The organism is Pseudomonas protegens CHA0, from assembly GCF_000397205.1.
In the GTDB taxonomy this organism is placed as follows: Bacteria; Pseudomonadota; Gammaproteobacteria; order Pseudomonadales; family Pseudomonadaceae; genus Aquipseudomonas; species Aquipseudomonas protegens.
On record NC_021237.1, the window covers coordinates 6,624,150 to 6,645,830 of the forward strand.

At 63.9% G+C, this 21,681-nt stretch carries 23 protein-coding genes and 1 pseudogene; 10 read left to right on the top strand and 14 right to left on the bottom strand.

Going from position 1 to position 21,681, the window contains the following annotated elements:
• Window positions 1-2: 2 nt before the first annotated feature.
• The 3 genes from rnk to cyaY all read right to left on the bottom strand — a co-directional run bounded on the left by rnk (window position 3) and on the right by cyaY (window position 1,129).
• Window positions 3-416 (bottom strand): nucleoside diphosphate kinase regulator, encoded by a 414-nt coding sequence (gene rnk, locus PFLCHA0_RS29755; RefSeq protein WP_011064182.1) that lies wholly within the window; start codon window positions 414-416, stop codon window positions 3-5.
• A 142-nt stretch (window positions 417-558) separates the two neighbouring features.
• A complete protein-coding gene (locus PFLCHA0_RS29760; protein WP_015637452.1) occupies window positions 559-792 on the bottom strand; it encodes a DUF1289 domain-containing protein in 234 nt (77 codons plus the stop codon).
• Window positions 793-796: 4 nt separating this feature from the next.
• Window positions 797-1,129 (bottom strand): iron donor protein CyaY, encoded by a 333-nt coding sequence (gene cyaY, locus PFLCHA0_RS29765; RefSeq protein WP_011064183.1) that lies wholly within the window; start codon window positions 1,127-1,129, stop codon window positions 797-799.
• A 239-nt stretch (window positions 1,130-1,368) separates the two neighbouring features.
• Here cyaY and lptM point away from each other — a divergent pair, with 239 nt between their 5' ends.
• Genes lptM through PFLCHA0_RS29795 form a run of 6 tightly spaced genes read left to right on the top strand, consistent with a single transcriptional unit; the run spans window position 1,369 to window position 5,961 of the window.
• Window positions 1,369-1,527, top strand: a complete 159-nt coding sequence (gene lptM / locus PFLCHA0_RS31520) for an LPS translocon maturation chaperone LptM (RefSeq protein WP_011064184.1) — start codon at window positions 1,369-1,371, stop codon at window positions 1,525-1,527.
• A 9-nt stretch (window positions 1,528-1,536) separates the two neighbouring features.
• Window positions 1,537-2,784, top strand: a complete 1,248-nt coding sequence (lysA, locus tag PFLCHA0_RS29775; RefSeq protein WP_015637453.1) for a diaminopimelate decarboxylase — start codon at window positions 1,537-1,539, stop codon at window positions 2,782-2,784.
• 4 nt (window positions 2,785-2,788) lie between these two features.
• Entirely contained in the window at window positions 2,789-3,619 is an 831-nt protein-coding gene (gene dapF, locus PFLCHA0_RS29780; RefSeq protein ID WP_011064186.1) for a diaminopimelate epimerase, read from the top strand.
• A 13-nt stretch (window positions 3,620-3,632) separates the two neighbouring features.
• Complete coding sequence (locus tag PFLCHA0_RS29785; protein WP_011064187.1) at window positions 3,633-4,358, top strand: DUF484 family protein; 726 nt, start codon at window positions 3,633-3,635, stop codon at window positions 4,356-4,358.
• A 2-nt stretch (window positions 4,359-4,360) separates the two neighbouring features.
• On the top strand, window positions 4,361-5,257 hold the full coding sequence (gene xerC / locus PFLCHA0_RS29790; protein ID WP_015637454.1) for a tyrosine recombinase XerC: 897 nt from the start codon (window positions 4,361-4,363) through the stop codon (window positions 5,255-5,257).
• Complete coding sequence (locus PFLCHA0_RS29795) at window positions 5,257-5,961, top strand: HAD family hydrolase (protein ID WP_015637455.1); 705 nt, start codon at window positions 5,257-5,259, stop codon at window positions 5,959-5,961. The genes xerC and PFLCHA0_RS29795 overlap by 1 nt, the downstream gene beginning before the upstream one ends.
• 126 nt (window positions 5,962-6,087) lie before the next feature.
• On the opposite strand, the gene sutA is transcribed toward PFLCHA0_RS29795, so the two are convergent.
• The 4 genes from sutA to glnK form a co-directional block, all read right to left on the bottom strand.
• On the bottom strand, window positions 6,088-6,411 hold the full coding sequence (sutA, locus tag PFLCHA0_RS29800) for a transcriptional regulator SutA (RefSeq protein WP_007926654.1): 324 nt from the start codon (window positions 6,409-6,411) through the stop codon (window positions 6,088-6,090).
• A 102-nt stretch (window positions 6,412-6,513) separates the two neighbouring features.
• Window positions 6,514-6,939: a secondary thiamine-phosphate synthase enzyme YjbQ gene (locus PFLCHA0_RS29805; protein ID WP_011064190.1), complete on the bottom strand. Its 426-nt coding sequence runs from the start codon at window positions 6,937-6,939 to the stop codon at window positions 6,514-6,516.
• 209 nt (window positions 6,940-7,148) lie between these two features.
• Window positions 7,149-8,486, bottom strand: coding sequence for an ammonium transporter (locus PFLCHA0_RS29810; protein ID WP_011064191.1), 1,338 nt, complete (start codon window positions 8,484-8,486; stop codon window positions 7,149-7,151).
• A gap of 33 nt (window positions 8,487-8,519) precedes the next feature.
• Window positions 8,520-8,858: a P-II family nitrogen regulator gene (gene glnK / locus PFLCHA0_RS29815; RefSeq protein ID WP_002555808.1), complete on the bottom strand. Its 339-nt coding sequence runs from the start codon at window positions 8,856-8,858 to the stop codon at window positions 8,520-8,522.
• Window positions 8,859-9,274: 416 nt separating this feature from the next.
• On the opposite strand from glnK, the gene PFLCHA0_RS29820 reads away from it, so the two are divergent.
• Both PFLCHA0_RS29820 and PFLCHA0_RS29825 read left to right on the top strand, forming a co-directional pair.
• Complete coding sequence (locus PFLCHA0_RS29820) at window positions 9,275-9,535, top strand: accessory factor UbiK family protein (protein WP_015637456.1); 261 nt, start codon at window positions 9,275-9,277, stop codon at window positions 9,533-9,535.
• Between the two features lie 186 nt (window positions 9,536-9,721).
• On the top strand, window positions 9,722-11,215 hold the full coding sequence (locus PFLCHA0_RS29825; protein WP_011064193.1) for a YifB family Mg chelatase-like AAA ATPase: 1,494 nt from the start codon (window positions 9,722-9,724) through the stop codon (window positions 11,213-11,215).
• A 4-nt stretch (window positions 11,216-11,219) separates the two neighbouring features.
• Here the strand turns inward: PFLCHA0_RS29825 and PFLCHA0_RS29830 are convergent, their stop codons facing one another.
• Both PFLCHA0_RS29830 and PFLCHA0_RS29835 read right to left on the bottom strand, forming a co-directional pair.
• Window positions 11,220-12,434: an aldose 1-epimerase family protein gene (locus PFLCHA0_RS29830; protein ID WP_015637457.1), complete on the bottom strand. Its 1,215-nt coding sequence runs from the start codon at window positions 12,432-12,434 to the stop codon at window positions 11,220-11,222.
• A gap of 112 nt (window positions 12,435-12,546) precedes the next feature.
• Window positions 12,547-13,125 (bottom strand): TetR/AcrR family transcriptional regulator, encoded by a 579-nt coding sequence (locus PFLCHA0_RS29835; RefSeq protein WP_015637458.1) that lies wholly within the window; start codon window positions 13,123-13,125, stop codon window positions 12,547-12,549.
• A gap of 113 nt (window positions 13,126-13,238) precedes the next feature.
• Here PFLCHA0_RS29835 and PFLCHA0_RS29840 point away from each other — a divergent pair, with 113 nt between their 5' ends.
• Entirely contained in the window at window positions 13,239-14,165 is a 927-nt protein-coding gene (locus PFLCHA0_RS29840; RefSeq protein WP_015637459.1) for an ABC transporter six-transmembrane domain-containing protein, read from the top strand.
• A gap of 3 nt (window positions 14,166-14,168) precedes the next feature.
• Here PFLCHA0_RS29840 and PFLCHA0_RS29845 read toward each other — a convergent pair whose 3' ends face one another.
• The 4 genes and pseudogenes from PFLCHA0_RS29845 to PFLCHA0_RS29855 all read right to left on the bottom strand — a co-directional run bounded on the left by PFLCHA0_RS29845 (window position 14,169) and on the right by PFLCHA0_RS29855 (window position 18,346).
• Window positions 14,169-15,137 (bottom strand): Ca2+-dependent phosphoinositide-specific phospholipase C, encoded by a 969-nt coding sequence (locus PFLCHA0_RS29845; protein WP_015637460.1) that lies wholly within the window; start codon window positions 15,135-15,137, stop codon window positions 14,169-14,171.
• A 119-nt stretch (window positions 15,138-15,256) separates the two neighbouring features.
• Complete coding sequence (locus PFLCHA0_RS32495) at window positions 15,257-16,117, bottom strand: methyl-accepting chemotaxis protein (RefSeq protein WP_370059457.1); 861 nt, start codon at window positions 16,115-16,117, stop codon at window positions 15,257-15,259.
• Window positions 16,112-17,233 (bottom strand): annotated as a pseudogene (locus PFLCHA0_RS32500) (Cache 3/Cache 2 fusion domain-containing protein); the annotation flags it as partial. The pseudogene PFLCHA0_RS32500 and the gene PFLCHA0_RS32495, both read right to left, overlap by 6 nt.
• A 192-nt stretch (window positions 17,234-17,425) precedes the next feature.
• The gene (locus tag PFLCHA0_RS29855) at window positions 17,426-18,346 is read right to left on the bottom strand and encodes a LysR substrate-binding domain-containing protein (RefSeq protein ID WP_011064199.1); all 921 of its coding nucleotides are present in this window, start codon (window positions 18,344-18,346) and stop codon (window positions 17,426-17,428) included.
• 150 nt (window positions 18,347-18,496) lie between these two features.
• Here PFLCHA0_RS29855 and PFLCHA0_RS29860 point away from each other — a divergent pair, with 150 nt between their 5' ends.
• Window positions 18,497-19,903: a NorM family multidrug efflux MATE transporter gene (locus PFLCHA0_RS29860; protein ID WP_011064200.1), complete on the top strand. Its 1,407-nt coding sequence runs from the start codon at window positions 18,497-18,499 to the stop codon at window positions 19,901-19,903.
• Between the two features lie 18 nt (window positions 19,904-19,921).
• Here PFLCHA0_RS29860 and PFLCHA0_RS29865 read toward each other — a convergent pair whose 3' ends face one another.
• The gene (locus PFLCHA0_RS29865; protein ID WP_011064201.1) at window positions 19,922-21,595 is read right to left on the bottom strand and encodes a putative bifunctional diguanylate cyclase/phosphodiesterase; all 1,674 of its coding nucleotides are present in this window, start codon (window positions 21,593-21,595) and stop codon (window positions 19,922-19,924) included.
• Window positions 21,596-21,681 lie beyond the last annotated feature (86 nt).

The window sequence follows — 21,681 nt, forward strand, 5'->3', positions numbered from 1 at the left end:
GATCAGAGGTGGTAGTCGCCTGCGGCTTCCGGCTGGTATTCAACTTCCAGCAGGGTCAGCTTCAAGGTCTTGCCACCCGGAGCCGGCCAGTCGATGTACTGGCCTACCTGCAGGCCCAGCAGAGCGCTGCCCACCGGTGCCAGGATGGAAATCTTGCCTTCGTCGGCGTTGGCGTCCTGTGGATACACCAGGGTCAGGTGGTAGTCCTTGCCGCTGCTTTCTTCACGGCAATGCACACGCGAATTCATGGTTACGACACCGGCCGGTACTTCATCGTGACCCACCAGCGTTTCGGCACGATCCAACTCGGTTTGCAGTGCAATGACACCTGGCAGCGAGTCGTCCAGACTGTCGATCAGGCGCTCCAGACGTTGCACGTCAAGGCGGGTAAGGATGATGGATGGTGCAGTACTCATGATCCTGGCTGACTCCTATTTTTTCTGCACAAAAAAGCAAAACCCCGCCAAATAAGACGGGGTTCTCACCGGCCTCGATGTAGCGAGGCGAAGCTGGACACTATCACAGCACACTGAATAAACAAACCGTACGAGTACGAAGCTAAATCTCGCCTGCCGCCGCACTCTGTTTGCGCTGCAGCGCCTGGGCGCAGATCACTCGCCGGCGCTGATCATCGGCCGAACGCCATTCACGGATGTCCTCCACATGGCGAAAACAGCCGCGACAGACCTTCTCCTCATCGAGGCGACAAAGGCTGATGCACGGTGAACTCACCGCCGGGCTGACGTTGCTGTAGAGCGGCTTGGGCGGTCGGGCCGGGGCGGGCTGGGTCACGGTATCAGAGCCCTTCGAACTCAAGCTTGATGTCGGCCTGCTCCAGGACAATGCGTTCCAGCATTTCCCCCAACTGCTCTTCGCTCTTGTCGCACATCCAGCGCTCGCTTTCCTCGTCGTAGTCGAAGTGGAAACCACCCGAACGCGCGGCCAGCCAGAGTTGGCGCAAAGGCTCCTGGCGACTGAAGATCACCTGGCTGCCGTTGTCGAACTTGACGGTGAGCACCCCGGCCGAGCTTTCCAGGTCGATGTCCAGGTCGCTCTCATCGAAAATATCCTCCAGCGTCTGCTGGGTGGCATCCACCAGGTCGTGAAAACGGGCTTCGGTCAAACTCATTGCGGGAACCTCGAAAAGTGTCTACTCACGCTCAAGCGCCGCAAGATACGGGCGCTCCCCGGCGAATGCAAAGGATACCGAACGAGGAAATAAATGCGACGCCCATTGCACGACCGCCCGACCAAAGCCACCGGCCGGGCCTTGGCAAAGGCCCGCTGGACGGGAGTTACGCTGCATAGGCAAGCTGCCGGGTGGCCGGTATACTCGGGCGCAATTTACGCATTCTCAAGGATTTCGCCATGAAGCGCCTGATCTCTTCCCTTGCTGCGCTCGTCGCGGTTGCTTGCCTCGTTACCGCCTGCGGCCAGAAAGGCCCGCTGTACCTGCCTGATGACAGCAAATCCCCTGAAGAGCAGGCGAAGTCGCAATCGCAGTCGCACAAGCACGACACCTACTAAGGGCAAACCATGGACGCTTTTAACTACCGCGACGGGGAGCTGTTCGCGGAAGGCGTAGCCCTGTCCGCCATTGCCGAACGTTTCGGTACGCCCACCTACGTCTATTCCCGTGCGCACATCGAAGCCCAGTACCAGGCCTATGCCCAGGCCCTGTCCGGCATGCCGCACCTGGTTTGCTTCGCGGTAAAAGCCAACTCCAACCTGGGCGTACTGAATGTCCTGGCGCGCCTGGGCGCCGGTTTCGACATCGTCTCCCGGGGCGAGCTGGAGCGGGTCCTGGCTGCGGGCGGGCAAGCCGACAAGATTGTCTTCTCCGGTGTTGGCAAGACCCGTGACGACATGCGTCGTGCCCTGGAAGTCGGCGTCCACTGCTTCAACGTCGAGTCCGCCGAGGAGCTGGAGCGCCTGCAGCTGGTAGCGGCCGAGCTGGGCGTTCGTGCACCGGTCTCGCTGCGGGTCAATCCGGACGTGGATGCCGGCACTCACCCCTATATCTCCACCGGGCTCAAGGAAAACAAGTTCGGCATCGACATTGCCACCGCCGAGGATGTGTACATCCGCGCCGCGCAGCTGCCGAACCTGGAAATCGTCGGTGTCGACTGCCATATCGGCTCGCAACTGACCACCCTGGAACCCTTTATCGACGCCCTCGACCGCCTGCTGGACCTGGTGGACCGCCTCGGTGAATGCGGCATCTACCTGCGCCACATCGATCTGGGTGGCGGCCTGGGCGTGCGCTATCGCGACGAAGAGCCACCGCTGGCCGCCGACTACGTCAAGGCCGTGCGCGAGCGCCTGGACGGTCGCGACCTGGCCCTGGTATTCGAACCGGGCCGCTTCATCGTGGCCAACGCCGGCGTCCTGCTGACCCGGGTCGAATACCTCAAGCACACCGAACACAAGGATTTCGCCATCGTCGACGGCGCCATGAACGACCTGATCCGCCCGGCGCTGTACCAGGCCTGGATGGATGTCAGCGCCGTGCGCCCGCGAGATACCGAACCCCGTACCTACGACATCGTCGGCCCGATCTGTGAAACTGGCGACTTCCTCGCCAAGGAACGCACCCTGGCCCTGGCCGAGGGTGACCTGCTGGCGGTGCATTCCGCTGGTGCCTATGGTTTCGTCATGAGCTCGAACTACAACACCCGCGGCCGTGCCGCAGAAGTACTGGTCGATGGTGACCAGGCTGTTGAAGTACGTCGCCGCGAGACGGTAGCCGAGTTATTCGCTGGCGAAAGCCTGCTGCCGGAGTAAGACCATGCTGCTGCGTTTTACCAAGATGCACGGCCTGGGCAATGACTTCATGGTTCTCGACCTGGTCAGCCAGCACGCGCATATTCTGCCCAAGCACGCCAAACAATGGGGTGATCGCAATACCGGGATTGGCTTCGATCAGTTGCTGATCGTCGAGGCCCCGAGCAACCCGGATGTGGATTTCCGCTACCGGATCTTCAACTCCGACGGCTCCGAAGTGGAACAGTGCGGCAATGGTGCACGCTGCTTTGCCCGCTTCGTGCTGGACAAGCGCCTGACCACCAAGCGCCAGATCCGCGTCGAGACCAAGAGCGGCGTGATCGAGCTGGATATCCGCAACGACGGCCAGATCAGCGTCAACATGGGCGCGCCGCGCCTGGTACCGGCGGACATTCCGTTCCAGGCGCCGGCCCAGGCCGACAGCTACACCCTGGACGTCGATGGCCGCCAGGTGCAGTTGGCCGCGGTGTCCATGGGCAACCCCCACGCCGTGTTGCGGGTGGATGACATCAACAGCGCGCCGGTGCACGAGCTGGGTCCGAAGATCGAACACCACCCGCGCTTCCCGGCGCGGGTCAACGTCGGTTTTCTCCAGGTCCTGGACCGCCAGCGCGCGCAACTGCGGGTCTGGGAACGCGGCGCCGGGGAAACCCAGGCCTGCGGCACCGGTGCCTGCGCTGCTGCTGTGGCCGCGATCAGCCAGGGGTGGATGGATTCGCCCCTATTGATCGACCTGCCGGGCGGGCGCCTGTCCATTGAATGGGCAGGCCCTGGCCAACCGGTGATGATGACCGGCCCGGCAGTGCGCGTATACGAAGGACAGGTGCGTCTTTAAGTGAGCGAAATCCATGACTGATCAGCCGCAGGTTCCTGCCGAAACGCCCGACCAATCACCGTCCGAAAACCTGGAGGCGGCAGCCGTCGCCGCCTACCTGGAGGCCCATCCGGACTTCTTCGTCGACCACGATGAACTGCTCCCGGCCTTGCGCATTCCCCATCAGCGCGGCGACACCGTATCGCTGGTGGAGCGGCAGATGAAGATCCTGCGCGAGCGCAACATCGAGATGCGCCATCGCCTTTCGCAGCTGATGGACGTGGCCCGGGACAACGACCGGCTGTTCGACAAGACCCGCCGCCTGATCCTCGCGCTGATGGACGCCACCAGCCTGGAAGAAGTGGTGATGAGCGTCGAAGACAGCCTGCGCCAGGATTTCCAGGTGCCCTTCGTCAGCCTGATCCTGTTCAGCGACAGCGCCATGCCGGTGGGGCGCTGGGTCTCCGCCGCCGAAGCCCAGGGCGCCATCGGCGGCCTGTTGTCCGAAGGCAAGAGCGTCAGCGGCAGCCTGCGCGAACACGAGCTGGATTTCCTTTTCGGCGAAGAGCAGCGCAAGCAGATCGGTTCTACCGCTGTGGTGGCCCTGGCGCATCAGGGCATGCATGGCGTACTCGCGATAGCCAGCCGTGATCCGCAGCACTACAAGAGCTCGGTGGGCACCCTGTTCCTCAACTACATCGCCGAAGTCACCGGCCGCGTTCTGCCGCGCTTCACCCACTCGCTGCGCTCGGTACGCTGACCATGCAACAACAGCTGGACGCCTACTGCGCGCATCTGCGCAGTGAGCGCCAGGTGTCGCCCCACACCCTGCAAGCCTACCGGCGCGACCTCGAGAAGGTGCTGGAGTTCTGCGAGAAAATGCAGGTGCGCAGCTGGACCGACCTGGACATCCAGGGCCTGCGCAGCCTGATTGCCCGCCTGCACCAGCAGGGCCAGTCGTCCCGCAGCCTGGCGCGCCTGCTGTCAGCGGTACGCGGGCTCTACCACTACCTGAACCGCGAAGGCTTGTGCACTCACGACCCGGCCAACGGCCTGGCGCCGCCCAAGGGCGAACGACGCCTGCCCAAGACCCTGGACACCGACCGCACCCTGCAGTTGCTCGATGGCGCCGTGGAAGACGACTTCCTGGCCCACCGCGACCAGGCGATTCTCGAACTTTTCTACTCCTGCGGCCTGCGCCTTTCCGAACTGACCAGCCTCAACCTCGATCAGCTGGACCTGGCGGACGGCCTGGTGCAGGTCCATGGCAAGGGCAGCAAGACCCGGGTCCTGCCGGTGGGCAAGAAGGCTCGGTCAGCCCTGGAGCAATGGCTCCCCCTGCGCGCCCTGAGCAACCCGCCTGATGGTGCCCTGTTCGTCAGCCAGAAGGGCCGGCGCCTGGGGCCGCGGGCCATCCAGCTGCGGGTCAAGGCCGCCGGCGAGCGCGAACTGGGGCAGAACCTGCACCCGCACATGCTGCGCCATTCCTTTGCCAGCCATTTGCTGGAATCCTCCCAGGACCTGCGCGCCGTGCAGGAGCTGCTGGGGCATTCGGACATCAAGACCACGCAGATCTACACCCACCTGGACTTCCAGCACCTGGCGGCGGTCTATGACAGCGCCCACCCACGGGCCAAACGCAACAAAGGCGGTGAGTAATGACCATCAAGCTGATCACCTTCGACCTCGACGACACCCTGTGGGATACCGCCCCGGTCATCGTCAGTGCCGAAGCCACCCTGCGCCAGTGGCTGACCGAACACGCACCCAATCTCGGAGGCGTGCCGGTGGAGCATCTGTGGGCCATTCGCGAGCGGGTGCTGCTCGCCCAGCCGAACCTCAAGCACAGGATCAGCGCCCTGCGCCGCCAGGTGCTGTTTCATGCCCTAGAAGAAGCCGGGTATGACCATGCCCAGGCCAACCAGTTGGCCGACCAGAGTTTTGAAGTTTTCCTGCATGCCCGGCATCAGCTGGAGATCTTTCCAGAAGTCCAGCCGACCCTGGAAGCCCTGGCCAATCACTTCGCCCTTGGCGTGGTCACCAACGGCAACGCCGACGTGCGCCGCCTGGGCCTGGCGGACTATTTCAAGTTCGCGCTGTGCGCCGAGGACATCGGCATCGCCAAGCCCGACGCCCGGCTGTTCCACGAAGCCTTGCAGCGTGGCGAAGCGACTGCCGACACCGCCGTGCATATCGGCGACCACCCGGGGGATGACATTGCCGGCGCACAGCAGGCAGGGCTGCGTGCGATCTGGTTCAATCCCAACGGCAAGACCTGGGAAGCCGAACGCGCGCCAGACGCCGAGATCCGCAGCCTGATTGAACTACCCGGGCTGCTTGCCCGCTGGCATCGCGGCGCCTGAACCGGCGCTTTCGCGAGCAAGCTCGCTCCTACAGCAAGCGCCGGCGCTCGGCGCCGTTTCCGAGAAGGGTGCCCATGAAAAAGCCCGCAGCGACGGCGGGCTTTTTCAGCAAGCAAGGTGCAAGGCTCAGATAGGCCGGCTGCCGTACTTGTTATCAGGCTTCTTGGGCGGATCGGCGACCACGTTGGCCTCGACTTCCTGCACTTTGCCGCCACGGGCCAGGAACTCTTCCATGGCACGCGCCAGTGCATCACGCTCCTTGTTCTTGGCTTCTACACTCGGCAGCTCGTCTACCGAGACGGCAGCCTTGGCCTTGCCTTTGGCGGTTGGAGCAGGAACATCACTGCCATCGTCTTCCGCCACATCGTCGGCAGCCGCTTCAAGACCTTCTTCGGTTTCGTCTTCGTCACCTACTTCGAGGTCGTCGTTTTCCAGATCATCGTCGCTCATGTTCTACCTCATGACTTGCGAAAAGCAGATTAGTTATAGCCCAGCTGTGCCGACTGTCGAAGGCCGCTGGAAAAAAATCAACGTCCACTGATACTCAGCGGCTTATGCCTTATCACCGTGCAAGGTGGCAAGGACTTTGCGAGCACCGCCATGATCGCGATGCTCGCCCAGATAAACGCCTTGCCAGATGCCCAACGCCAGACGCCCCGCCGCTACCGGCAAAGTCAGCTGACAGCCTAGCAAACTGGCCTTGAAGTGCGCCGGCAGGTCATCCGCGCCTTCGTCGTTATGTTCGTACCCGGCCATGCCTTGAGGCACCAGGGTGTTGAAGTAACGCTCGAAGTCACGCCGTACCGCCGGATCGGCGTTCTCGTTGATGGTCAACGAGGCCGAGGTATGTTGCAGCCACAGATGCAGCAGACCAACCCGACATGCCTTCAACTCAGGCAGGCCGGCGAGCAACTCGTCCGTCACCAGATGAAAGCCCCGGGGCCTGGCCCGCAGGGTAATCAGGGTCTGTTGCCACATACCGATCTCCACGCTTCGGCGCGCATTCTAGCGCGCTCAGGGAAAAAACAAAGCGCCGAATAATCCTGCTTTAGTGTAAGCATTTGCCCTGCCGGAAATCGTCACGGCAAACACGCCAATGCTTGTCAGAAAATCCTTTCAGCCTTTCTCAATGACAAACATCAGGCAAAAAAATGCCCGGCCGGAGCCGGGCTTTTTTTCTTGCGCGATTACAGGTTGTAACCACGCTCGTTGTGTTGTGCCAGATCGAGGCCGACCGCTTCTTCTTCCTCGCTCACCCGCAGCCCCATGACCGCGTCCAGAACCTTGAGGATGATGAAGGTGACGATCGCGGTGTAAATCACCGTGAAACCCACGCCCTTGGCCTGGATCCAGACCTGAGCGGCCACATCGGTCACGGTGCCGAAGCCACCCAGGGACGGAGCAGCGAACACACCGGTGAGGATCGCACCGAGAATGCCGCCGATGCCGTGCACGCCAAAGGCGTCCAGGGAATCGTCATATCCCAGCTTGCGCTTGAGGCTGGTGGCGCAGAAGAAGCACACCACACCGGCCGCCAGACCGATGATCAGGGCGCCCATCGGGCCAACGGTACCGGCAGCCGGAGTGATTGCCACCAGGCCTGCGACCACACCCGAAGCGATGCCCAGCGCGCTAGGCTTGCCGTGGGTGATCCACTCGGCAAACATCCAGCCCAGGGCGGCGGCAGCCGTCGCGATCTGCGTTACCAGCATGGCCATGCCGGCGGTGCCGTTGGCGGCAGCGGCGGAACCGGCGTTGAAGCCGAACCAGCCGATCCACAGCATGGCTGCGCCCATCAGGGTGTAACCCAGGTTGTGTGGCGCCATCGGCGTGGTCGGGAAACCCTTGCGCTTGCCCAGCACCAGGCAGGCCACCAGGCCCGCGATACCGGCGTTGATGTGCACTACGGTGCCGCCGGCAAAGTCCAGCACGCCCCAGTCGCCCAGCAGCGAGCCCGGACCGCTCCAGACCATATGGGCGATCGGCGCATACACCAGGGTGAACCACACGCCCATGAAGATCAGCATGGCGGAGAATTTCATCCGCTCGGCGAAGGCACCGACGATCAGCGCTGGAGTGATGATGGCGAAGGTCATCTGGAAGGTGACGAACACCGCTTCAGGGAACAGCGCAGCCGGGCCGGTCAGGCTGGCCGGGGTGATGCCCGCCAGGAAGGCCTTGGAGAAACCGCCCACAAAGGAATTGAGGTTGACCACGCCGGCTTCCATCCCGGTGGTGTCGAACGCCATGCTGTAGCCGTAGATGAACCACAGGACAGTGATCAGGCCGGTAATGGCGAAGCACTGCATCATTACCGAAAGAATGTTTTTCGACCGCACCATGCCGCCGTAGAACAGCGCAAGGCCAGGAATGGTCATGAACAGCACCAGGGCTGTGGAGGTCAGCATCCAGGCGGTATCGCCGGAGTTGAGGACTGGAGCCGCCGCTTCGTCTGCCGCCATGGCCAGGCCTGGCATTACGAGGGACAAAAGGGCTCCTAGCCCTGCGAATTTACGCAGAGTCATATTGTTTTCTCCTGGGGCGTTGGGTTTGGCGGCTTAGATTGCGTCGGTATCGGTTTCGCCGGTACGGATGCGAATAGCCTGTTCCAGATTGACCACGAAGATCTTGCCGTCACCGATCTTGCCGGTGTTGGCGGCCTTGGTTATCGCCTCGATAACCCGGTCAAGATCCTTGTCGTCAATGGCGACATCGATCTTCACCTTGGGCAGGAAATCCACCACGTACTCCGCACCGCGATACAGCTCGGTGTGACCCTTCTGCCGGCCGAAGCCTTTGACTTCAGTGACGGTAATGCCCTGCACGCCGATCTCGGACAGCGACTCGCGCACGTCGTCCAACTTGAACGGCTTGATGATGGCAGTGACTAGCTTCATGAAACTCTCTCCCGAATTGGTGGACTTGCCCCAGGAAAACAAACCCGACTCAAGTCTAAGCGCAGTGCCTGGCTTTGTAACGCACCGTCGGCCTTCCTCAGCCCGACCGACGCCAGCTAACCGCTGTCTGACGAAACACTCCCCGCTCCGCCTGCCGCACTGCATTCGTCACAGCGACTGCATCAGTGCATGGGTCACCAGGGTCTAAGCAGAAAGCTTGCCAGCTCGGGAAAAATCAGTGATTTCAGTCCCTTGCCCCGAGCCGGCAGGGAATGCGGGAAAACGGCACCCGGGATACGCACAAAAACGGTGCGCTGGCGCCCGGCCAGATGCGCGAAAAACGTGCAACCCGGGGCCACCTGGAGCGTCGTTGCTGCGTGATACACTGCGGGCCGACTGCAATTCAGGACTCTCCCATGCTCGCGCCCAAAGACCTTCTCGACGCCCTGAGCGGCCACGCCTCGCGGTTGCTCAGCGGTGAAACACCCCTGCCCCGCAATGAAATCGAAAGCCAGCTCAAGGCCCTGCTACAAAGCGGCTTCAGCAAGCTGGACCTGGTCAGCCGGGAAGAATTCGACAGCCAGATGGTGGTCCTGGCCCGCACTCGCGCGCGCCTGGAAAGCCTCGAAGCCAAGGTGGCGGAGCTGGAAGCCCGGCTGAACCCGGTAGCGCAGTGATCTGAATCCGGGTTCGCCGGCAGGCCGGCTCCTACAGACCTGTCCTGTAGGAACTGGCTTGCCGGCGAAGGCTCGTGCACCGACGACATATCCTGTGCCCATTCGGGCGCTCCTCTGGCCAGCCCCCTCATCTATCCTTGCAGCACCGCAGGACGCGGTTCCCGCTGTCGCAAGGAAGCTCTCCCCATGTCCCTGGCAATCATCCACAGCCGTGCCCAGGTCGGCGTCCAGGCTCCGGCTGTCAGTGTTGAAGTGCACCTGGCCAACGGCTTGCCGAGCCTGACCCTGGTGGGCCTGCCGGAAGCCGCGGTCAAGGAAAGCAAGGACCGGGTGCGCAGTGCAATCCTCAATGCCGGGTTCAACTTTCCGGCCCGGCGCATCACCCTCAACCTGGCGCCGGCGGACCTGCCCAAGGACGGCGGGCGCTTCGATCTGGCCATCGCCCTGGGCATCCTTGCCGCCAGCGTGCAGGTGCCGGCCCTGGCCCTGGACAACATCGAATGCCTGGGGGAGCTGGCACTCTCCGGCGCGGTGCGCCCGGTACGCGGCGTACTGCCCGCCGCACTGGCGGCACGCGACGCCGGGCATACCCTGCTGGTGCCCCGGGCCAATGCCGAAGAAGCCTGCCTGGCCAGCGGCCTAAAGGTGATCGCGGTGGATCATCTGCTGGAGGCCGTTGCCCATTTCAACGGCCACGCGCCGATTGCGCCCTATGTCAGCGACGGCCTGGTGCAGAGCCACTTCCCCTACCCCGATCTCAGCGAAGTGCAAGGCCAGCTCGCCGCCAAGCGCGCCCTGCTGATCGCCGCGGCGGGCGCCCACAACCTGTTGTTCAGCGGCCCGCCAGGCACCGGCAAGACCCTGTTGGCCAGCCGCTTGCCCGGCCTGCTGCCACCGCTGCAGGAAGATGAAGCCCTGGAAGTCGCGGCGATCCAGTCGGTGGCCAGCCACAAGCCCCTGCGCTACTGGCCACAGCGGCCGTTTCGCCAGCCCCACCATTCGGCTTCGGGTGCGGCACTGGTCGGAGGCGGCTCGAAACCCCAGCCTGGGGAAATCACCCTGGCCCATCACGGCGTGCTGTTTCTCGATGAACTGCCGGAGTTCGACCGCAAGGTCCTGGAAGTGCTGCGCGAGCCCATGGAGTCCGGGCAGATCGTCATTGCCCGAGCCCGGGACCGGGTGCAGTTCCCGGCACGCTTCCAATTGGTGGCAGCGATGAACCCCTGCCCCTGTGGATATCTTGGCGAGCCCAGCGGACGCTGCCGTTGCACACCGGAGCAGATCCAGCGCTATCGCAACAAGTTATCCGGGCCGCTGCTGGATCGCATCGACCTGCACCTGACCGTGGCCCGCGAAGCCACCGCCCTCAACCCCGAGCCGCAACCGGGCAATGACAGCGCCGCAGCCGCCACCAGGGTCGCCGGGGCCCGCGAGCTGCAACGCGAGCGCCAGGGCTGCGCCAACGCCTTTCTCGACCTGCCCGGCCTGCGTCGCCACTGCAAATTATCCACAACCGACGAGCGCTGGCTGGAAGCGGCCTGCGAACGCCTGGGCCTGTCGTTGCGGGCCGCTCACCGTTTGCTCAAGGTGGCGCGTACCCTGGCGGACCTGGAACAGGCCGCGCGAATCAGCCGCGAGCACCTGGCCGAAGCCCTGCATTACCGGCCCAGCGCCGATTGAAGGTTCATTCCCGGGACAGGTCTACCAAGGGTGTTGGCCGCACTTCGGTCTGACGCCCATCCTGGATCTGGCTGACACGGCTCAGGGCTTTATCCACCGCGGCTTTATCGGCCAACAGGCTGTAGCGAATCTGGAATTGCCGCTGCTCCTTGGCGCCAATGCTCGGCACTAGATGCAACGGGCGCTGGTAACGGCGGTTGTAGGAAAAGCTGGTGCCCGGTTCCAAACCCGTCACATAACCCTGGCCCTGGGTGTCGGTGTTTTTCCACAGGGAAAACACCGGCAGTTGTCGAGTGTTGAAGCCCAGGGAAACACCCAGGCTCCCGGCCTTGTTATGCAACACCGCCAGGGTCTCGCCCTGAGCGTCGGCGTAGGGCACGAGGTTGTACACGGTTTCGTCGTAGTCGCGGGTCGGGCCGCGATAGGTCTGCCAGTCCGCCAGGTCGGCCCGGGCCTTGTCATTGAACGGCGAAACCTGCTTCACCGGCGCGGCGAACTTCGCCCCCTGCTCCAGGAACGGCGTACTGAAGTTACTGTGGTAGAGCGCCTGGTATTCCTTGGGGTAGTCGCCGTTGTTGGTCAGGGTGTCGTTGAGCGCAAACCGGGTGCTGCCGGGTTCGGTCACCAGTTCGGTGGCGACGCTGAAATCCACTTTCTTGAACGCCTGCTCCTTGAGCTCGCCCCGCAGGTGAATGGCATACGGCGGTTGCTCGTCGATATGCAGCGTGACCTTGCTCGCCGGGATGTTGGCCGCGCGGCCGTGCAGGGTCAGCAGCTCGCCATTATCCAGGCCCGGGTGCCCGACCCACTCATAGCCACAGCGGGCCACCAGTTCGTTGAAGCCCTCCAGCCAGCCCAGGCCGCCGCGGCCGTTAAGCTCGATGAAGGCCGGGTTGACCACCTCCTTGACCGGCGAATCCCAGCCCAGGCGCACATCGCCCATCGAGGCCTGCAGCACATTCATGCCCCGGGTCGGCACCACCGAGAGCTGCATCACGCCGTTGTCGATGTCGACGATGCTCACCCCCTCCTGGCGTCCGCCATGCAGGGTGCGCAGGGTCACGGAAAACGGCCGCTCGGTCTTGACCCCCAACTGTTCACTGGTCAGGTGCAGGTTGCGGAGAGCCTTGTCGGTATCGAGCAATACATAGTCCCAGGCCATGGCGTGGGAGGTGGCGGCCAGCGCGCCAAGGGTGACCAGCAGTTTCAGCGGAGTCATGCAGGAGTGCCTTTTTTGGAGTTGTACGGTTTTTATAGCCTTGAAGAATCGTTTCAGCAAGGCAAAAAACCCCAATTAGCCGGACAAACTCCACTCCACTGGCCGTTTCCTGTCAGCCCTCGAATCCCAGCAGCAGGCCAGCCACTTCCATGACTTCCTGCAACGCCGCCTGGGCAGCTTCGGGGGAGGCCCGTAGCAACAGGTCATCGGCGTAACCCATGGTCTGGGCGAACAGTTGCCTTGCCGCGCGCTCGGGGCTGGCGCAGCGGAACACCCCCGTGCGGACCCCATCGGCAATGATCGCCGCCAGCATGTCCCGCCACTGGCCGTTGATCCTCAGGTAGGCCTGCGCCAGCTCGGCGTCATGCATGGCTTCGTCCCAGGCATCGAGCCACAGCGCCCAGCCGGCTTCGGCGGAATCGGGCAGGCAGTCACGGAGAAACCCCAGCAAGGCGTCCATGGGCGCGGCACCGCGCAGGGGCTGGCCCACCGCCTCCAGCTGGTCATCGGCAAACCGCACGAAGGCTTCGCGGCGCAGCCCCTTCCAGTCACTGAAGTAGTGATAGACGTGGCTGCGAGACAGCCCCGCATGCTCGGCCAGGTCACGGGTGGAAACCTCGGCGAAACCCTTGCTGCGGAATAATTCCAGGGCCGCCTGGATGATCTGGTCTTTACGGTCGTTACGCGACATGTGCAATCAGGCCTCTTGGCGCCAGGATGGACGGCGCTTGCATTTTGAGCGTTCGCTCAAAGATAATTGAGCAGTCGCTCAATATTAACCGTTATCACTCTTGTGGTGCACTTATGTCCGCCGTCACCCCACTCATCGTCGTGAATCCAACCCAGAAAATCGGCCAGCAGACCGCCAGCCAGACCCTCAAGGCCATTGCCCGGGCCTATCCGGGCAAGCTGTTCGTCACCTTGTCCCTGGTGGCCCTGGAGAACGCCCTGCTGCTGGCCTACCCGCTGTTCGCCGGCTTCGCCGTGGATTCGATCCTGCGGGGCGACGCTGCCCATGCGCTGATCTATGCCCTGGTGGTGCTGGGCTTCTGGGTAGTGGGCGCGGCGCGGCGTGCGGTGGACACCCGTACCTTCACCCGCATCTACGCGGACCTGGCGGTGCCGGTGATTCTCAACCAGCGCCTGCAACAGCAGGACACCTCCACCGCCGCGGCGCGGGTGGTGCTGGCCCGGGAGTTCGTCGACTTCTTCGAAAAGCACGTGCCGACCATCGCCACGGCCCTGGTGTCGATCGTCGGGGCGGCAGTGATGCTGCTGGTGATCGAACCCTGGATCGGCCTCGCCTGCCTCACGGCGCTGTTGCTGTGCATGACCCTGCTGCCACGTTTTGCCCGGCGCAACCAGCAACTGCACGAACGCCTGAATAACCGGCTGGAAAAGGAAATCGGCCTGGTGGCCAGGGTCGGCGCGGTCTCGCTGCAGCGTCACTATCGCCTGCTGTCGCGGCTGCGCATCGGGCTCTCGGATCGGGAAGCCGCGGCCTATCTGTTCCTTGGCGCTGTGGCAGCGGTGCTGTTCGTCATTGCCATCAGCCAGTTGGCGCTGTCGCCCGAGATCAAGGCCGGCCATGTGTATGCGGTGATGACCTACCTGTGGACCTTTGTCAGCAGCGTCGATGAAGCACCGACCATGGTCGATCAGCTGGCGCGCCTGCGGGACATCGGCAAGCGCGTGGACCCGGGGCTCGGTGAACCGACCGAACCCCGGTGAAGCTCAGAACGGCCGGATGCGATAGCCGCCGGCGTTCTGCTCGGCGAACTTGTAGTAGGCCGAGAGGTTGACCTTCTCGCTGATGTGCTGGGCGAACGACACCCCGTCATCGCCCCAGACCCGGCCCACATGGCTGTAGGCAAAGGCCTGGGCCGCCCACTTCTTGTCGCCCTTGGACATGTTGTTCATGGCCACGTAGCCGGACGACTGGCCGGACATGCCACTGACCTTGCCACTGACATCGTTCTGGCCATTGGTCACCGGCGAGATGAACACCTTGGCGCTGGAAGTCCGGGCCTCGGCGTACTGCGAGAGCTTCTGGTTTTCCGAGTGGTTGAGCACCAGCAGGACCTTGCCCTGAAGCTGGCTGGCGGTGGGCCAGGACTTGCCCTTGAGGTTGCCCTGCAAGGCGCCCGCGCTGCTGCCGATGTGCGTGGCCAGGTCCTGGGGGGTATAGAGCTTGCCCTGGAAGACCCGGGTCACCAGCTCATCGAAATCCTTGGGCGTGCGCCCCGAGCTTTCCTTCGACCAGCCCTGCTTCTTGTCGAGGATCACCGTAATGGGAAAGTGCCCGGGGTGGTTGTCGCTCCAGTTCTTCACGTCGTTGAGGCAGGCTTCGAGATCGTTCTTGCCGGTGCCATCGCCCGTGCAATTGTTGTCGTTGCCGGACTGGAACAGGGTGCCGGGGTTGTGCCGCACGAACCAGTGCCGGGGCGAGCCGCCGGTCACCGCATCGCGCTGGTCCCAGAAGTCCAGTTCCAGGGTGCGCACACTGTCGAGCACGCTGCTAAAGGTGCTTGCGTACTGCTTCTCGTAGCAGTTGTGACAGGCCACCTGGGCGATGCCGTTGAACGGGGTATTCCAGGTAGCCGGGGCGATGAACGCCGGGCTTTCCTGGCTGAACGCCGCCGGGCTGAGCAGGAGTGCCGACAGCGCCAGGGCGCGGGGGACGAAACGGGAAAGATGAGTCATGCCAGCTCCTGCTGAAAGGGAGGTCCTTGGGGCAAACCACTGCTCATCTGTTTTAGTCGAATCAGGCCTCATTGCAACTTTCGCCCCCCAACCCGGATTGAGGGGCGAGGCGGCAGCCGTCAGCGGAAGCGATCGACTTCCTGGCGCAGGTCCGCGGCCAGGGTTTCCAGCTCACGGGCAGTGACCGCCAGGTTGGACACCACTTCACGCTGCTCGCTGTTGGCCTGGGCAATGCTCTGCAGATTGCTGCTGAGTACCGTGGCGGTGCTGCTCTGCTCCTGGGTCGCGGTAGTGATGGCGGCAAACTGCTCGCCGGCGCTGCGGCTCTGCTCGTCGATCAGGGCCAGGGCCGAGGCCACGTCGGCGTTGCGCGACAGGCCTTCCTGCATCAGGCGGTTGCCCTGCTCCATGGTCTGGATGGCGTGGCCGGTTTCCTGCTGGATGCTGGTGATCATCTGGGAAATTTCATCCGTGGCTTCACGGGTACGCGAGGCCAGGTTGCGTACCTCATCCGCCACCACGGCAAAACCGCGGCCCTGCTCACCGGCCCGGGCGGCCTCGATAGCGGCATTCAGGGCCAGCAGGTTGGTCTGGTCGGCAATCGCGGTGATCACTCCGACAATTCCGCCGATCTCCTGGGAGCGCTGGCCCAGGGTGTTGATCACCGTGGCCGTGCTGTTGAGGGCTCCGGCGATCTGTTCCAGGGAAGACGAGGCCTCTTGCATGGAGGTGCGGCCAATATGGGTCTGCTGGGCGTTTTCCTGGGCCAGGCGCTGGGTACTGCCCATGTTGTCGGCGATGTTCAGCGAGGTGGCGCTGAACTCCTCCACCGCCCCGGCCATGCTGGTGATCTCGCCGGACTGCTGCTCCATGCCTTCATATGCACCGCTGGACAAGCCGGACAGCACCTGGGCCCGGCCATTGACCTCGGCGGCAGAGCGGCGGATGTGCTCGACCATGGTCGACAGGGCTTCGCCCATCTGGTTGAAGCTGCGGGCCAACTGGCCGATTTCGTCATGGCTGGCAACGTTCAGCCGTGCGCTCAGGTCACCGCCGCCCAGGGCCTGGGCCTGGCGCACCAGGTCGCTCAGCGGTGCCAGCTTGCTGCGCAGCAGCCAGACCGTAGCGCCCACCGCCAGCAGCATGGCCAGCAGGCTGCCGATCACCAGCCGAATACCAACGCTCCAGGTCACCGCGCGGATCTCTGCCTTGGGCATGCTCGCCACCACCGACCAGGGGCCCCCCTCGAACGGCACTGCCAGGCTGTAGAAGTCTTCGCCCTGATCACTCCAGAAACGCCCCTTACCCGGCTCCTTGGCCGCTTGCGCCATGACCTGCGCCGCCTGCTCCGGCGCCTGCACGCCGGCCGGTGGCACCAGCCACTTGTTCTGCTCGTCGAGCAGGGCCAGGGAGCCGCTCTGGCCGATGCGGAAGCGCTTGAGGTTGGCGAACTGGGCATTTTGCGCATCGGTGTAATCGAAGCCGACAAACAGCACCGCGATGACCTTGCCGCTGCGGTCCAGCACCGGGGTGTACTGGGTCATGTAGAAGCGTTCGAAGAGCAAGGCCCGGCCCACATAACCCTGGCCCGCCATGAGTTTCTGATAGGCCGGGTGGGCATGGTCGAGCAAGGTGCCGATGGCGCGGCTGCCATCCTGCTTGCTCAGGGAGGTACTGACCCGCACGAAGTCATCGCCACTGCGCACGAACAAGGTCGCCACACCGGCGGTCATCTGCTTGAACTGGTCGACTTCGGCGAAGTTGTTGTTCAGCACCACATCCCCCAGGTGCAATCCCGGGGTCTGCACCCCGGCCACGCTCACCGGTTGTTCCGGATGCAGGCTCAGGCCGCTGCTGAAGCGGTTTTCGAACAGGCCGCTGAGGCGCTGGGTGCTCTCGCGCAGGCTGCCGTGGAACGTGTTGAGCTGATCGGCCAGCAGGCGGGCTTCACTGGCCAGGTGTTCCTCTCGGGTGTCGAGGTTCGCCGAGTCCAGCGAACGCAAGGCGAACAGGGTGCTGCCGCTGATCACCAGGGCGAGTATCAAGGCAAGGGCGAGCCCTAGCTGAGAGGCTATGCGGGCACGGGGTTGGGACATGATGGCTCCTTGCCGAGAAGGCGGATCATCCTGATCGGTCAGCACCCTCGGCAGTCATAATTCTAAGATTTTTAATCAGTTAGGACCTTCCTGAACGCTGGTTCCATAACCCATGGATTCGGCGGCACAAGCCAATACTTGAGCGCTTTGCAGGGATATTTGCACGCCCCGCCAGCCGGGTACTGCAACGTTTCAGCCCAGGCGCTCTACGGCGGGCAGTTGCATGGCCTGGACCTCGCCCTGAAGGAAGTCGCTGAGGCGCCGCAAACGCTCGCCTCCGGGCCGGGTCCTGGGCCACACCAGATAGTAGTTCAGGCCACTGGCCACCGCTGTCGGCCAGGGCAGGCTCAAGCGACCCTGGGCCACATCCTCGGCCACCATCAGCAAGTCCCCCATGGACACGCCATAACCCCGCGCAGCGGCAATCATCCCCAGCTCCAGGGTGTCGAACACCTGCCCGCCCTTGAGGGACACCTGGTCGGTCAGGCCCATGTGCTCCAGCCAACTGCGCCAGTCGCGGCGGTCCGGGGTCGGGTGCAACAGCTCGGTGGCGGCCAGGCGCGCCACGTCCCAGGGCTGATCATTGAGCAGGTTCGGCGCGCCCACCGGAATCAGCAGTTCGGGAAACAGGTAGCTGGCCTCCCAGTCCGGGGGGAAGTGGCCATTGCTCAGCAGCACCGCGCAGTCGAAGGGCTCCTGGTTGAAGTCCACCGAGTCCACGTCCATCCAGGCACTGGTGAGCTGCACCTCATTGCCCGGCTGCAAATGGCGGAAGCGGCTGAGTCGCGCCAACAGCCAGCGCATGGTCAGGGTCGAGGGCGCCTTCATGCGCAAGATGTCATCTTCGGCACGCAGGGTATTGCAGGCCCGTTCCAGGGCACCGAAGCCCTCGCGTATCCCCGGCAGCAGCAAGCGCGCCGCCTCGGTCAGTTGCAAGTTGCGCCCGCTGCGCTGGAACAGCCGGCAAGCGAAGTGATCCTCCAGGGTCCGGATATGCCGGCTGACCGCACTCTGGGTGATCGACAGCTCTTCGGCTGCCCGGGTGAACGAGCTGTGCCGGGCCGCTGCCTCGAAGGCGCGCAGGGCATACAGCGGAGGAAGACGACGGGACATGCAGACACTCCAGAACGTGACAGGGCCACGCTACCAGAAAGTGCTTCGCATGAGTTTTAATCATGCCAGCAATCGTTTTTATCCCTTTGTGCTATGGGCCAAGAGCGCCGAGAATCAGCGCTCTCCCGGACTTTCCCCTGATCGAGCCTGATGACCATGCAGCATCCAGCACGTACCGAACTCTGGGCCATCCTGCGGCTGGCGGGGCCGCTGATCGCCTCGCAGCTGGCGCACATGCTGATGGTCCTCACCGACACCCTGATGATGGCCCGCCTGAGCCCCGAGGCCCTGGCCGGCGGCGGCCTGGGTGCGGCCAGCTACTCCTTCGTATCAATCTTCTGCATCGGCGTGATTGCCGCGGTGGGCACGCTGGTAGCGATCCGCCAGGGCGCTGGCGACATCGAGGGCGCCGCGCGCCTGACCCAGGCCGGGCTCTGGCTGGCCTGGCTGATGGCCCTGGTGGCCGGCCTGCTGCTGTGGAACCTCAAGCCGCTGCTGTTGCTGTTCGGCCAGACCGAAAGCAACGTCCACGCCGCCGGCCAGTTCCTGCTGATCCTGCCGTTCGCCCTGCCCGGCTACCTGAGTTTCATGGCCCTGCGCGGCTTCACCAGCGCCATCGGCCGGGCCACGCCGGTGATGGTCATCAGCCTGGGCGGCACCGTGGCCAACTTCCTCCTCAACTACGCGCTGATCACCGGCATGTTCGGCCTGCCGAAACTCGGCCTGGTGGGCATTGGCCTGGTGACCGCCATCGTCGCCAACTGCATGGCCGTGGCCCTGGCCTGGCACATCAAGCGCCACCCGGCCTACGCCGCCTACCCGCTGCGCCAGGGCCTGTCCCGGCTGAACACCCATTACCTGCGGGAACTGTGGCGCCTGGGCCTGCCCATCGGCGGCACCTACGCGGTGGAAGTCGGGCTGTTTGCCTTCGCCGCCCTGTGCATGGGCACCATGGGCAGCACGCAACTGGCAGCGCACCAGATCGCCCTGCAGATCGTCTCGGTGGCGTTCATGGTGCCGGCGGGGATTTCCTACGCCATCACCATGCGCATCGGCCAGCATTACGGCGCCGGGCAATTGCTCGATGCACGATTGGCCGGGCGCGTGGGCATCGCCTTTGGCGCGGTGGCGATGCTGGGGTTCGCCATGATCTTCTGGCTGCTGCCCAACCAACTGATCGGGCTGTTCCTCGACCACAACGACCCGGCCTTCGCCGAGGTGATCCGGCTGGCCGTGAGCCTGCTGGCGGTGGCCGCCTGGTTCGAGCTGTTCGACGGTACCCAGACCATCGCCATGGGCGCGATCCGGGGCCTCAAGGATGCCAAGACTACCTTCCTGGTGGGTCTGGGCTGCTACTGGCTGATTGGCGCACCTTCAGCCTGGCTGATGGCCTTCACCCTGGGCTGGGGGCCGACCGGTGTCTGGTGGGGCCTGGCCCTGGGGCTGGCGTGTGCGGCCATCAGCCTGACCCTGGCATTCGAGTGGCGAATGCGCCGCATGATCCGGCGTGAGCCGCCCGTGCCGGCCATGACTCTCCAGGCCGGCCAGGCGGATTGAGCCCGAACCGGCGTCGGTTTAAACCGTCCCTTCCTGCAGCGCCTGCTGGCTGCTGCCGAAGGTCAGATAGTCCATCAGTTCCGCCAGGGGCAGCGGCTTGCTGATCAGATAGCCCTGGGCCTGGTCGCAACCAAAGCCCCGCAGCAAGGCCAGCTGTTCCGCCGTCTCCACGCCTTCGGCCACCACATTCAGGTTCAGGTTATGGGCCAGGTTGATCATGGCGTGGACCAGCTTGCGGTTCTCTTCGCGCTGCTCCATGCCGCCGACAAAGCTCTTGTCCACCTTGAGCAGGGTAATGGGCAGGCTGTTGAGGTGGACGAAGGAAGAGAAGCCGGTACCGAAATCGTCCAGGGAGAAACGCACTCCCAGGCGACCCAGGGCATCCATGGTCTGCTTCACCAGGTCACTGCGGCGCATCACTGCGGTCTCGGTCAATTCGAATTCCAGCCACTGGGCCTCGACTCCGCGCTCGGCAATCAGGCGGCTCAGGGTCGAGAGCAGTTGGCTGTCCTGGAACTGGCGGAACGACAGGTTCACCGCCATGTGCAACGGCGGCAGGCCGCGTTCGCGCAGGGCCTGCATGTCCCGCAGGGCTCGGGAAATCACCCAGTAGCCCAGGGGCACGATCAGCCCGCTCTGCTCGGCCAGGGGCACGAACTCGCTGGGCGGCAGCAGGCCGCGCTCGCCATGGCGCCAGCGCACTAGGGCTTCGAGGCCCACGATCTTGCCGTCATGCAGGTTCAGCCGGGGCTGGTAGTGCAACTCCAGTTCGTCGCGGCGCAGGGCCCGGCGCAGTTCGCTTTCCAGGTCGGCCAGGCTGCGAGCGTTGCGATTGATCCGCTCGTTGAAGATATGAAAGGTGCAGCCCTGGGTGCTCTTGGCCTGTTGCATGGCGATGTGTGCATGCCACATCAGCGGGTCGGCGCCGGCATTGGCCCGGGCATGGGCAATCCCCAGGCTGCAGCCGATCAGCAGGCTTTCGCCATCGACCCAATAGGGCTCGGCCATGGCTTCGGTGATGCGCTCGGCCATCCACTCGGCCCGCTGTGGAGCGCGGCGGGTGTCGATGAGCAAGGCAAACTCATCACTGCCCAGGCGGGCCAGTTGATCGCCGGCCTCAAGCTGGCTTTTCAGGCGCGAGACCACCTGCAGGATCAGCCGGTCGCCGGCCTGGTGGCCCAGGGCGTCGTTGGCGTGGCGGAAATTGTCCAGGTCGAGATGGCCCAGGGCCAGGCCACGGCCTTCGTTTTCCGCCAGGCGCGCGGCCAGCAAGGTCTGGAACCCCTGGCGGTTGGCGATGCCGGTCAGGGGGTCCTGCTCTGCCAGGCGCTGCAGGGTGTTTTCCAGCAGGCCGCGCTCACGTACATGGCGCAGGCAACGGCGCAGGGCATCGGTACTCAGGCAGGAACTCACCAACCAGTCGCTGACGCCTACAGGGGCTACGGGCGGTTCCTGGTCCAGCAGCAACACGGTGGGCAGGCTGCAACGCCCGGGGCCGGGCTGCAAATGAGGAAGGGTCAACAGGACCGCGTTGCGGTCGTCTTCAAACAAACGGCTGACAGACTCCCAGCTGGGAGCACTGATCAATACCACCGAGTCTCCCAACGGAGCGACACACTCGCGCAACAACGCTGTCCACACCGGCTCTTCAGCCAGTAGCAGCAAACGCAAGGGTTCGACAGGCTTAGACAAGCTAGCTCCCTAGACTCTGCAAATTAAGTTGGCGGCGGGCATTATGGCGCGCAAATAAACAATAACAATTGATATTGATTATCATA